Source organism: Stenotrophomonas sp. EMP41 (assembly GCF_047495535.1).
In the GTDB taxonomy this organism is placed as follows: Bacteria; Pseudomonadota; Gammaproteobacteria; order Xanthomonadales; family Xanthomonadaceae; genus Stenotrophomonas; species Stenotrophomonas sepilia.
In genome coordinates this window covers 1,534,997-1,547,428 of the sequence record NZ_CP179923.1, presented here as the reverse complement: position 1 = coordinate 1,547,428, position 12,432 = coordinate 1,534,997, and the positions used below count along the sequence as shown (strand labels likewise).

10 protein-coding genes are annotated in these 12,432 nt (G+C 66.7%); 1 reads left to right on the top strand and 9 read right to left on the bottom strand.

From position 1 onward, the window contains the following. Positions 1 to 145 precede the first annotated feature (145 nt). Positions 146 to 340 (top strand): heavy-metal-associated domain-containing protein, encoded by a 195-nt coding sequence (locus ACMGRF_RS07105; protein WP_049438338.1) that lies wholly within the window; start codon positions 146 to 148, stop codon positions 338 to 340. A 77-nt stretch (positions 341 to 417) separates the two neighbouring features. On the opposite strand, the gene cueR is transcribed toward ACMGRF_RS07105, so the two are convergent. The 9 genes from cueR to ACMGRF_RS07060 all read right to left on the bottom strand — a co-directional run bounded on the left by cueR (position 418) and on the right by ACMGRF_RS07060 (position 12,393). Then, positions 418 to 873 (bottom strand): Cu(I)-responsive transcriptional regulator, encoded by a 456-nt coding sequence (gene cueR, locus ACMGRF_RS07100; protein WP_049413774.1) that lies wholly within the window; start codon positions 871 to 873, stop codon positions 418 to 420. 11 nt (positions 874 to 884) lie between these two features. Then, positions 885 to 3,386, bottom strand: a complete 2,502-nt coding sequence (locus ACMGRF_RS07095) for a heavy metal translocating P-type ATPase (protein WP_414485763.1) — start codon at positions 3,384 to 3,386, stop codon at positions 885 to 887. 160 nt (positions 3,387 to 3,546) lie between these two features. Beyond that, positions 3,547 to 6,504, bottom strand: a complete 2,958-nt coding sequence (locus ACMGRF_RS07090) for a TonB-dependent receptor plug domain-containing protein (protein ID WP_134709258.1) — start codon at positions 6,502 to 6,504, stop codon at positions 3,547 to 3,549. Positions 6,505 to 6,801: 297 nt separating this feature from the next. After that, positions 6,802 to 7,431 (bottom strand): hypothetical protein, encoded by a 630-nt coding sequence (locus ACMGRF_RS07085; RefSeq protein WP_414485762.1) that lies wholly within the window; start codon positions 7,429 to 7,431, stop codon positions 6,802 to 6,804. Positions 7,432 to 7,594: 163 nt separating this feature from the next. Next, a complete protein-coding gene (locus tag ACMGRF_RS07080) occupies positions 7,595 to 8,332 on the bottom strand; it encodes a copper homeostasis protein CutC (protein ID WP_414485761.1) in 738 nt (245 codons plus the stop codon). Further along, positions 8,329 to 9,327: a N(4)-(beta-N-acetylglucosaminyl)-L-asparaginase gene (locus ACMGRF_RS07075; protein WP_414485760.1), complete on the bottom strand. Its 999-nt coding sequence runs from the start codon at positions 9,325 to 9,327 to the stop codon at positions 8,329 to 8,331. The genes ACMGRF_RS07080 and ACMGRF_RS07075 overlap by 4 nt, the downstream gene beginning before the upstream one ends. Positions 9,328 to 9,378: 51 nt before the next feature. Further along, entirely contained in the window at positions 9,379 to 10,401 is a 1,023-nt protein-coding gene (locus ACMGRF_RS07070) for a glucokinase family protein (RefSeq protein WP_049413782.1), read from the bottom strand. Positions 10,402 to 10,485: 84 nt separating this feature from the next. Further along, positions 10,486 to 10,770 (bottom strand): hypothetical protein, encoded by a 285-nt coding sequence (locus tag ACMGRF_RS07065; protein WP_065199045.1) that lies wholly within the window; start codon positions 10,768 to 10,770, stop codon positions 10,486 to 10,488. 33 nt (positions 10,771 to 10,803) lie between these two features. Next, positions 10,804 to 12,393 (bottom strand): calcineurin-like phosphoesterase C-terminal domain-containing protein, encoded by a 1,590-nt coding sequence (locus tag ACMGRF_RS07060; RefSeq protein ID WP_414485759.1) that lies wholly within the window; start codon positions 12,391 to 12,393, stop codon positions 10,804 to 10,806. Between the last annotated feature and the right edge of the window lie 39 nt (positions 12,394 to 12,432).

The following is a 12,432-nucleotide window of genomic DNA, read 5'->3' as shown; positions in this document are numbered from 1 at the left end:
GGAAGGGTCCTCCACGGCAGCCGCGCTGGTACAGGCGGCTGCCGTTTTCATTGGTGCCTGCGCCGCCGTTCAGCCACCTGCTTGACCCTGCCATCGTTGGAAGGTGCACACTGGTTCCACCTCACGAGCACCGAAGGAGCTACAGATGGAATTCCACGTTGACGGCATGACCTGCGGCGGCTGCGCGCGCAGCGTGACCCGCGCGATCCAGCAGATCGATCCGAACGCCAGTGTGGTGGCCGATCCGCCGACCGGCCTGGTCAAGGTGCAGACCACCGCATCACAGGAGCAGGTGTTCGCCGCGCTGAACGATGCGGGTTTCCCGCCGCGCACTGCCTGATCCCCTGTCTTCTGCCACAGCGAAGCCCGCCCCGTGCACTGTCACCGGGCGGTTTTTTTTGCACGCGACATGGAAACTCAGCGCTTGCGCGCGCGCCGCCGCACCGCGCCGGTCTTCGCCACATCGACCGGCAGCGGGGCCTCATCGTCTTCACCCAACCGCTCCAGGATCGGGCACTCCGGGCGCTCGTCGCCCGCACAGCAACGGATCAGCGATTTCAACGTGTCGACCATCTGCCGCATGCTCTCGATGCGTTGTTCCAGGTCGGCGATGTGCTGCTCGGCCAGGTGCTTGACGTCGGCACTGTGCCGCGCGGTGTCGTTCCACAGGCCCAGCAGTTCACTGATTTCGGCCACCTGGAAGCCGAGATCGCGCGCGCGGCGGATGAAACGCAGGCGATGGATGTCCGCCTGCGAGTACGCCCGGTAGCCCGACTCGGTGCGATCGGCCGCAGGAATCAGGCCAATCTGTTCGTAGTAGCGGATCATTTTCGCCGACACACTGGAGGCGTTGGCGGCTTCACCGATGTTCATGCGGTTCTCCTTCAATGGGTCGCGGCGTGGGCATCCGTCATCGGCGGCTGGAAGCGGCGCAGGCGCAGCGCGTTGCCCAGCACGAACACGCTGGACAGCGCCATCGCACCGGCAGCGAACACCGGCGACAGCAGCACGCCCCAGACCGGGTACAGCACGCCAGCCGCCACCGGAATCAACGCCGTGTTGTAGGCGAACGCCCAGAACAGGTTCTGCCGGATGTTGCCCAGTGTTGCCTTGGATAGTGCAATGGCATTGGGCACGCCCTGCAGGCTACCCGACATCAGCACCACATCGGCCGACTCGACCGCGATATCGGTGCCGGTGCCGATGGCCAGGCCGACATCGGCCTCGGCCAGCGCCGGCGCATCGTTGATGCCGTCGCCGACGAAGGCGACGTGGCCGTGCGTGGCCTTGAGGCGGCGCACGGCCTCGACCTTGCCTTCCGGCAGCACCTCGGCCACCACTTCATCGATGCCGAGCTGGCGCGCGATCGCCTGCGCGGTCCCGGCGTTGTCGCCGGTGATCATCGCCACCTTCAGGCCCAACCGATGCAGTGCCGCGATCGCTGCCGGGGTGCTCGGCTTGATCGGATCGGATACCGCGATGATCGCGGCCAGGCTTCCATCGATGGCCACGTACATCGGTGACTTGCCCTGCGTGCCAAGTTCCGCCGCCAATGCTGCGAATGCAGTGATGTCCACACCCAGGTCGCGCATGAAGCGATCGGCACCGACCTCCACGCGTGCACCCTCGACACTGGCCCGCACGCCCATGCCGGTGACCGATTCGAAGTCGACCATGCCCGGCAACGCGATGCCCTGCCCGGTCGCAGCATCAACAATCGCGCGGGCAATGGGATGCTCCGAGCGCGACTCCACCGCGGCCACTGCCGCGAGCACTGCGCTGCGATCGTAACCGTCCGTGATCTCGAAGTCGGTCAGGCGCGGGCGGCCTTCGGTCAGCGTGCCGGTCTTGTCCACCGCCACCACCTGTGCATCCTTCAACAGCTGCAGCGCTTCACCCTTGCGGAACAGCACGCCCATTTCGGCGCCACGACCGGTTCCGACCATGATCGAGGTCGGCGTGGCCAGGCCCATCGCGCACGGGCAGGCAATGATCAGCACCGCCACCGCATTGACCAGCGCGAAGCTCAGTGCCGGCGAGGGCCCGAAGATCAACCAGACCGCGAAGGTCGCCACTGCGGCCAGCATCACCGCGGGCACAAACCACAACGTGACCTTGTCGACCACCGCCTGGATCGGCAGCTTCGAGCCCTGCGCCTGTTCGACCATTCGGATGATCTGCGCCAGCAGGGTCTGCGCGCCCACGGCCGTGGCTCGCACCGTCAGTGCGCCCTTCTGGTTGACCGTGCCACCCACCACGCTGCTGCCCGGCAGCTTCTCGACCGGAATCGGCTCGCCGCTGATCATCGATTCATCGATATAGCTGCGGCCTTCAACCACCTCGCCGTCGACCGGGACGCGCTCGCCCGGGCGCACTTCCACCACGTCGCCGCTCTGCACTTCATTGACCGGGATGTCGACCGCGCGGCCGTCACGGATCACATGGGCCACCTTGGCCTGCAGGTTGACCAGGCGCTTGATCGCTTCGGAGGTGCGGCCCTTGGCCCGGGCCTCCAGGAAGCGGCCGAGCAGGATCAGCGCGACGATCACCGCCGCCGCTTCGTAGTAGACGTTCACCGTACCGGCCGGCAGCAGCCTTGGCAGGAACGTCGCCACCACCGAATAGCCGAACGCCGCAGCGGTGCCCACCGCCACCAGTGAATTCATGTCCGGCGCACGGCGCAGCAATGCGGGGACGCCCTTCTGGTAGAAGCGACGCCCGGGGATGGCCAGCACCAGGAGCGTCAGTGCGAACTGCAGGTACCAGCTGGCCTGCATGCCGATCGTGGACATCACCCATGCGTGCATGCCGGGAATCAGGTGCGAGCCCATTTCCAGTACGAACACCGGCAGTGCCAGCGCGGTGGCCACGATCAGGTCGCGCTTCAGTTCGGCGCGCTCGACATCCTTCTTTTCCGCAGCCTGATCATCGGACTGCACACCCGCCTCGATCACACGTGCGTCATAGCCGGCCTTGTCGATCGCTGCGACCAGCGCAGCCACGTCCGCCATGCCACGCACCATGGCCCGCTCGGTGGCCAGGTTGACGCTGGCCTGGCTGACGCCCGGCACGGCCAGCAGCGCGCGTTCGACACGGCCCACGCAGGAAGCGCAGGTCATCCCCTCGACCGCCAGTTCGGTGGTAGCCGCAGGCACGTCATAGCCCACCCGCTCCACCGCCTGGATAAGCGCCGCGCGATCCACCGGGCCCGACGGGCGAATGTCCGCCCGCTCGGTGGCCAGATTCACCGAGACACTGCCCACGCCCTCGACCCTGGACAGTGCTGCCTCGACCCGGCCCACGCAGCTGGCGCAGGTCATGCCCTCGATGGGCAGGCTGATGGTGGAGGGGCTGGCAGGGGCGGCAGCGGCGCGCGGCGTGCTCATGATCGGATTCCCGGGTTTCCTTCTGGATGCGGACAGGCTAAACCTTGCCATCGTGGGAAGGTCAAATCCAGCCTGTCCGCATGCCTGAAGGGGGCGCCGCCCCGGTGGTCCGCTTCCGCATCCACGCATGGCGTGGATCCAGCGGCGGAGGTCGGTCTCCTCAGAAGGTGAACACATACTCCAATGCGAACTCGCGGCCGACCGCGCTCAGCAACCGGGTCGGGGCGAAGTCATAATCCAGCTTGTACGGGTCCTTGTGGTTCCAGCTGGCCGAGTTGAACACGTTGTTGACGTAGACATTGACCTTGGCGTGCTCGGTCACCTGGTAGCCCACGTTGACGTTCCAGGTGATGAACGGCCCAACCCGGCCGAAGTAGCGCGAGGTCGTCTGGCCCGCGTTGGGGTTCGGATTCACCGAACCATCCGGCAGCCGCGCCGGTTCCAGGCAGTTCAGCGCGGGACTGTCACTGGGCACGTAGCCATCGGCGAACGGCAGGCAGCCGCCGGGATTATCCAGGCGATCGGTGCCCCAGTGATAGCGCACGCCCGGCACCGAGCCCACGCGGTCGGCATAGACGTTGGCGTTCCAGTTGCCGCGCTGCCAGGCCAGGCTCGCGCGCAGCTTGCTGCGCAGGTCACGATCGCGGCGTTCCGGATTCGGGTCGTTGGCGTAGCGCTGCTCCTTGGTCGAGATCTGGTTGGTGTAGTTCAGGCCCAGCTGGAAGCTGCCCCACTGCGCGGTTTCCAGGCGATAGCGAGCAGTCAGGTCGATGCCGCGCACTTCCCGGCTGGCCAGGTTGAACGGGCCGCGCTCGATCGATACCAGGCGGCCGTTGCTGTCACGGTTCACGCGGGCCAGGATGCCGGCGCAATAATCGCCACCGGCCGGATTGGCCCACGGCGTGCCATCGATGTTCTTGCCGGTCAGGCAGCCGGCCTCGCTGGCCAGCACCTCGTCGGCGCCGACGTCGACGATCATGTCCTCCAGCTTGATCGCCCAGTAGTCGGCGCTGACCGACAGGTTGGGCATCACGTCCCAGACGAAGCCGACCGTCCACGAATCGCCGGTCTCCGAGCGCAGCAGCGGCGTGCCACGACGGTTCACGTCGAAGGTGTACCAGACATCGGTGTTGCCCACGCCACAGTTGTTGACCAGGTAGGCACCGCTCTGGATGCAGCGCAGGCGGTCATAGGTCTGCACTTCGGAACTGCTCGGCTGGCCCAGCAGGTAGTGCATGTCCGGCGCGTGGAAGCTGGTGGCGTACGAGCCACGCACCAGCAGCGATTCGACCGGGCGCCATTCCAGGCCGACGTTCCAGGTGGTCTCCTTCTGGCTGCCGATATCCAGCGCTTCACTGCTGTCATCGGCCTTGTAGTTGCCATAGCGGTCGTAGCGGGCGGCGGCGGTGGCCGTCACGCTCTCCAGCAGCGGGATCTTGAACTCGACGCCGGCCGAGTAACGGGTGCGCTCGCCGCCACCGCGATCGACGTTCTGCAGATCGAAGTCGACGCCGGCGCGCGGGTCCGGGCTGAGGTGATAGCCCTGCTGCGCGACTTCGGCCACGGCGGCGAACGAGATCGGGCCGGCCCAGCCCTGGAACAGCTCGCCGGTGATGTCCGCCGAGGCCTGGTTGACCCACGATGACGCGCGGTTCCTGGCCACTGTGCCCATCTGCCAGTACTGGTCAGGCGTCAGCGGGTTCCACCAGCGCGATTCGTTCAACGCGTAGATCGCCTCGCCATCGGCGGTGGTGCCCAGGCGCGGGCCGAGGAAGTAGTCATACGACTTCTGCTCGTCCACCACGTTCTGCCGTTCTTCCACGCGATAGTAGGAACGGCCCACCGTGGCGCTCCAGTCGAAGCGATCGGCAAGGCGGCCACGCAGGCCCGCGCTCCAGTCCCAGGACAGCTCACGGTTGGTGTTGCGCAGGGTGTCCAGGCCACCGACTTCGTTCGGAGTGAACTGGCGCACGCCCAGGATCGGGCGGTTGCGATTGGCATCCCAGTAATAGCCGTTGTCGTCGTCGATCAGCGAGACGCTGGGCGGGTTGGTGCCCCAGATTGCTTCGGAGCGGTACACCGCCAGGTTGGTCCAGGCCTGCAGGTCGCTGCTGAAATCGAAGGTGGCATAGAGGTTGCCGGACACGTTCTCGGCGCCACCGGTGAGCAGCCAGTTGGCGTAGTCGGCGCTCATGCCGCACAGGCGGCCGGTGTTGGTGATGCGGTTGGCGGCGTAGTTGTATACCAGTCGATCGGCCGTGTAGTACTCACCGTCGAACTTCTCGCAGGTACCGGTGGGCGGCGCCAGGCGCTGGCCCGTCGTCGGATCGATCAGCGCCAGCCCGGCCGTGGGACGGAAGCCGACCTTGCGCTGCTCCATGTTCCAGGACGCATACGGTGCATCATCGGCATCGTCCATCTGCGGGCGATCGCGGCCGAACAACGGATCGCGCTTGGTGTACTGCAACGCATAGGTCACGCTCCAGTTGTCCCCTGTCCTGCCGCCGGCCCAGGACAGGTCCCAGGTATCGCGTCCCCCTTCGGTGGAGGTGCCGCCGCGCACGCGCACTTCGTCACCGTCGTAGTTGGTTTTGAGGATGACGTTGACCACGCCGGCGATCGCATCCGAGCCGTAGATGGCCGAGGCGCCACCGGTCAGCACTTCGATCCGCTCCACCGCCGCGGCCGGAATGTTGCCGTAGTTGGAGAAGTTGGTTTCACCGCCGTATGGCAGCGGGTAATCGGCCACGCGGCGGCCATTGACCAGCAGCAGCGAGCGGTTCGGCCCCATCCCGCGCAGGTTCAGGCCACTGGCATTGGGCGTATGCGAGCCCCACTGCGAGGCGGCTTCAACAGTTCCGGTCGCTTCGGTGAGCGTCTTCAGCGCGTCATACACGCTGACAAAGCCCTCTTTCTGGATCTGCTGCGCGGTGATCACGTTGACCGGGGCCGGGCCTTCGACCGCGGCGCGCTTGATGCGCGAACCGGTAACGGTGACCGCGTCGAGGTCCTTGGTAGACGAGCTTGAGGCTTGCTGCGCATTGGCAGCCAGGGGAAGCAGGGCCAGGATCAGGGCCTGGGACAGCAGGTGGCGACGCTTGTGGACGATCTGAGCCATGGGTGGTTGCTCTTCGAAGATGTGGACGCACGGGCGGACGGTGGCGCGGCACTACGACGGATCCAGGCGCCTGGACCGGTTCATGACCGATCTGGGCACCTCCCCTGTGGATCGATCCAAACTAAAGCACAGCTGAACCACGCCCGGCATGCGGCGGCGCAACAAGAGCCGGCGGTATGCCGCTAACGACCGTCGGTATCCAAAACAATCAAAGAGTTGCGACACATCGCTGAGAGAACGGCGCACGAAGTAGTGACACGATCACGACAACCGCGCGCGGAACGGTTTTGTCCGCCCTCAGCGATTCCCCTCACCCGATCGAGTCGGGACGAAGCGGTCATTTCGGAGCGCGTAGTGGCTCGACGTATCGCCTCCGGGTCCGATACCCCACCACTCGATGGTGAACCCGGCCCTCTGCCAGATGACCGAGGAAAAGTCGGATTCACTGTTGGATCGCCCTGAGTTCTGGCTCGCCAGAGACAGGGCTTCAAGGCAGCTGCTGATCAACACCCTGCCGCGCTCAATGGGCTTCGGTAGGGTCAATTCGTAGACGAACAGATGGATCTCGCGCCCAGCGCCGCAAAGGCCCATCGGGTTATCCGCGTTGGAATCGAATACCTGATACAGCGCGCGCAAACGCCTCGCCCCGATTCGATGTGTACGCGTGTCGAGGAACGCGCCCCGCGCGGTTGGCTCCAGCCTCACGCCAACCATTTCGGGGTCAACCTGCAGGTCCTTGTCGGCAGCCACCTCCCGCACCCACTCCGGTGCATGCCCTTCACGTGCGCAGACTGCAATGGCTGGCACCGCGCAGACAAGCAGCAGGAACAGTCGAAACATGCGGGAATTCGTTGGCGAACGACGGTATGAACCACTATCGGCAATCACCGACTGCGCCGCCATGCGACGGCGCACCAGCGTATCCATTTCAACGACTTGGCCTGCCGCCCTAGCCGTTCGAACGTGCTGTAAGCGTCACTTCTTCGGCCGCAACGATGGGCAGGCCCGGGGTCGGAGCCATTCTGCGAAGGGATCCAACCCCGGTCCAAAGAGCAGCCGAGCGTGGGCTCGGCTCTACAGGACAAGCGGGCTACCTTGCGCCGTCCAGCGCCTGCCGCAGCGCGGCCACGGTGGCGGTGGCGGTCTGGCTCCAGTCCGGGTCCAGCCCGCGCAAAGCCGGGTTCTGGAACTGCATGGCCGAGCGCCGCAGGCCCTTGGCCGAGGCGTGCAGTTCGGTGCAGCCGGTCCGTCGCGCAACGGCGGCGATATTGGCCGGGCCCAGCCCGGCGCCGGCCATCACACTGATGCGTCCCTTCGCCTCGGTCACCAGGCCGGCCAGTACTTCGGCGCCGGCCTCGGCGCTGGCCTGGCCGCCCGAGGTCAGCACGCGCTGGCAACCCAGTCCGATCACCTGTTCCAGTGCCGCAGGCAGATCGCGGGCCGCATCGAACGCGCGGTGGAAGGTCACCTGCAGTGGCCCGGCGGCCTGCACAAGTTCGCGGCACAACGCCACGTCGATGCCGCCCTGCACGTCCAGCGCACCGATCACCACGCCATCGCAGCCCAGCGCGCGGCACTGCGCGATGTCACGCAGCATCAGTTCGGTTTCCACTGCGTCGTAGTGGAAGTCGCCCGGGCGCGGGCGCACCAGTACGAACAGCGGAATCGACAGGCGTTCGCGGGCCATCGCGATGCTGGCGAACGACGGCGTGGTGCCACCTTCGGCCAGGTTGTCGAACAGCTCGATGCGGTCGGCGCCGCCGGCCTGCGCGGCCAGCGCCGAGGCCAGCGAGTTGCTGGCGATTTCCAGAGTGAGCCGCGTGCTCACGCCTGGGCGCTCGTGTAGATCGACGGCGAGTCACGCAGGTCATCCTGGCGCTGCGCATCGCACACCGCATAGACGAAGCCACGATGCAGCGCGTAGGCGCCGACCTCGCCCTGCTTGTTCATGGCCAGGAAGCACACCTGCAATGTCCTGCTCGCCTCCGGGCGCTTGCGCACCACACGGTCGATGGCCTCGCGGCAGGCCTGCGCCGGCGAGCGCCCCTGGCGCATCAGCTCGACCACCAGGAACGAGGCGGCGTTGCGGATCATCTCCTCGCCCACGCCCGAAGCAGTGGCCGCACCCACTTCGTTGTCGACGTACAGGCCGGCACCGATGATCGGGCTGTCGCCGACCCGGCCGTGCAGTTTCCAGGCCATGCCGCTGGTGGTGCAGGCGCCGGCCAGGTTACCGCGGGCATCCAGCGCCAGCATGCCGATGGTGTCGTGGTTGTCGCTGTTGCCAGGAATACCACGGCGCTCGGCATTGATCTGCGGCTGGTACTTCTCGGTCTTCAGCCACTCGCGCCAGGCCGCTTCGGCCTGCGGCGTCAGCAGGTGTCTGCGCTCGAAACCCTGCTGCACCGCGAACTGCTGCGCGCCCTCGCCCACCAGCAGCACGTGCGGGCTGTTTTCCATCACTTTGCGGGCCACCGACACCGGATGCAGGATGTCGACCAGCGCGGCCACTGCGCCACAACGGCCATCGCCATCCATGATGCTCGCATCCAGGCTCAGCACGCCGTCGCGATCCGGGTTGCCGCAATGGCCGACGGTGGGGTTGCACAGTTCGCTCTCGGCCCAGCGTGCACCGGCTTCAACTGCATCCAGTGCGCTGCCACCCTGCGCCAGCACCTTCCACGCGGCCTGGTTGGCCGGCACGCCGAAGTCCCAGGTCGAAACCACCCTGGCCCCACCCTGCGTGCGCGCCTGCACGCCCGGCAAAGCCGCCATACCTGCGGCCAGTGCGCCGGCCTGCAGGAACTGCCTGCGATCCACCATCTTCCCCTCCCAGTCTGCAATGCACGGCCGGCCCGATGCCGGTCGCGACGATCAGTCGTGCGTGGGCTGCCGCGCGGCATGCCAGACCGCTGCGCCGAGAACGCCCAGCTGGCCATGCTCCACGCGCCATACCGGCACCTGGCGCAGCACCTCGGTCAGCACGCCCTTGTTGAGGAAGCGCTCACGGAAGCGACCATCGGCCAGGAAATCCTGCACATGCGCGGAAATGCCACCGGCCAGGTACACCGAACGGGCGCCGACGGCGATCGCTGCGTCGCCGGCCAGGCTGCCCAGCCAGGCACAGAACACCTGCAGCGTTTCCACGGCCAGCGCATCCTCACCGCTGCGCGCGGCACCGATCAGTGCTTCGGTACTGCTCCACACTGGAGTGACGCCACGCAGTTCGCACAGGCACGGATACAGGTTCATCAGGCCACTGCCGGACAGCACGCGCTCATTGTCCACATGCGACCAGCGCTGCAGCAGCTTGCCCAGCACCTGCAGCTCCAGCGCATTGCCGGCGCCGAGCGCGGCATGGCCGATTTCACTGGCCAGCACCGGGCGCTCGCCATCGGCAAAGCGCAGCGCGGCGCCGAGGCCGGTACCCGCACCCAGCACCAGCGCCGGGAACGCCTGCGCCGGGTCGGCATCGCCGTTCAACGGCACCAGCGTATCCGGCTGCAGGTAGGGAATGGCCAACGCCACCGCCTCAAAATCATTGATCAGCTGCAGTTCATGCAGCCCGGACTGCGCTCGGGTGGTCGACAGCGAGACCGTCCACGGCAGATTGGAATTGATCAGCACGTCGCCATCTAGCAGGCCGGCGATGGCGACCACCGCGGTCTGCACCGGCTGGCCGAGGCCAGCGGTGAAATCGGCCAGGATCGCGGCCAGGCTCGGATGCTCGGCGCAGGCATAGGTGCGATGGCTGCCCAGCAGGGGTGCCTGGCCGGGCTGCGTTTCAGCCAGCGCCAAACGGGCGAAAGTGCCGCCGACATCGGCGACAACGAGACTGCGCGGAAGACCGCCGCGGGCGGAGTCGGTGGAAACCGGGGACGCTGCTGCGATGGTCACGCTGGCCTGCTTGGATCGATTGAATCGCCCCGATTCTCAGGCATCGGGGCGGCTTTGCCTAGCGCGCCGGCGGTTCAGGTTGGCCTACATGCCTTCCTGTTCGGCTACCTGCACGCCATCCACCAGCACGCGCAGGCGCTGCGGGCGGAAGCCGGCGAACAACAGCGGCCGGGTGCGCTCGACCAGCACCTCATGGCCGGCGATGTGGCGCAGCCACGACTGTACCAGCGAGAACGAGAAGTGGGTGCCCGGATGCAGCGGGTGCTGCACCCAGACCTTCTCGGAGGCGCTCTGCAGCAGCATCGCGCCGGTGAACCAGTGGCGGCTGAGAGTGACCGGCGTGGTGCCGGCCATGAAACGGATATCCATGCGGGGTCCTTTCGCTGGAACGGTGGTGCGGGATCAGGGCTGGGCGGCCTGCAGGCTGTAGCGGGTGGTCGCGGTGAACACCGCGCCATCGGGCTGGGTGGAGCGTACCTCAACCTTGTGGCTGCCCACCGCCAGGTCGGTCGGCAGCGCACCGCGCCAGAGGTGCGGCGATGCGGTGGCCTCCGGTGAGCGGTCGTAGCCGCGCAGGGTGTCGGCCAGGTCGTCGGCCACGTTCTCCACCATCAGGCGCGGATCGGGCTGGCTGACCTGCTTCATCGGCTGCCAGGCGCCACCATCGACGCGGTACTCGACCATGCTGGCATCCTCACCCATATAGACGTTGGCATAGATGCCCCACGCCGGGTAGGCCCCCTGGCGCAGCACCTTGGGGGCATGCAGGCCGATCTGCTCGCTGGCCGGCTTGCCGGCCACGCGGTACTGCAGGCGATAGCTGCCGTTGCCGGCCACGTCGAGCAGTGCATAGCCCTTCGGCGTGCCGTCGCTCATGGTGCTGTCCGGCACACCAGCGGCATTCTTCACCCCCGACCAGAACGCACCGCAGTTGGCACCGACGTTGTATTCGTGCAGCGGCTTGTCACCGTTCCAGCCCTCGGCCTTGCCGTGGTAGACGTGCTGCTGGGTGTGGCTGTGGCCGCTGAGCACCAGCACGTTGCGGAAGTCCTTCAGCAGGTCGAACAGGCGCTGGCGGTCAGCATGACGGAAGGTCTCGCGCCCCGGCGCGGCGTCGAACAGCGGGATGTGCATGCCCAGCACCAGCAGACGGTCCTTGTGCAGGCCCTTCAGGTAGCCGGCAAGGAAGGCGAACTGGTCTTCGCGCAGGCCACCGACATACTTCGGCCTTGCGTTGGGGTCGTACACCACGTCGTCGAGGAACACGAAACTGGCACCGCCCTCTTCCACCGCGTAGGTGTCCGGGCCGTAGATGTTGCGCCAGCTGTCCAGCGAATGCTCGTCGCTGGCTGCATCGAAATCGAGGTCGTGATTGCCCGGCACATGGAACCACGGCACGCCCAGCGACGTGGTGACCCTGTTGATTGCCGGATACAGGGTCAGATCGTCGCTGACGATGTCACCCAGGGTGGTGCCCATGCGCGCCTTGGTCTGGCCGACCAGCGGCGCCACGATCGACTGCTGGTAGTAGCCGATGTCCTTCAGGCTGGCGGTCTGGGAGTCGGTGAAGACCAGCATCTGGAAGCCGCGACGGCTGTCATGGCGATCCGACTGCAGCGCGAATTCCCAGTTGCGGGTGACATCGCTGGTGGCGGCGATGCCGCCGTACTTCAGCGCCGGCGAGCCGTTCGGGCGGAAGTGGCGCCAGAACGAAGGCAGGCCGTCTGCCGCCTTCGGGAACGAATACGCATCGGGCTTGATCACGAACACGGTCTGGCCATCGCGCACCGGCAGGCTGTAGCTGCCGTCGGCGGCGGTCTTGACGATGACCTCGCCGTTGGAGACCTGCACCCCGGCCAGGCCCGGATCGGTCGCACCGCGGCCCGGCTTGCCGTCACGCTCCAGATAGACCTTGCCGGTGACCACGGTGTCCGCAGCCCAGGCCGGCGAGGTCAGCAACAGGCAGCACAGCCAGGCGGCAGGCAGTTTCATGGGAGACATCCGGCAGAAAGAGACGCGGTATTGTAGAGC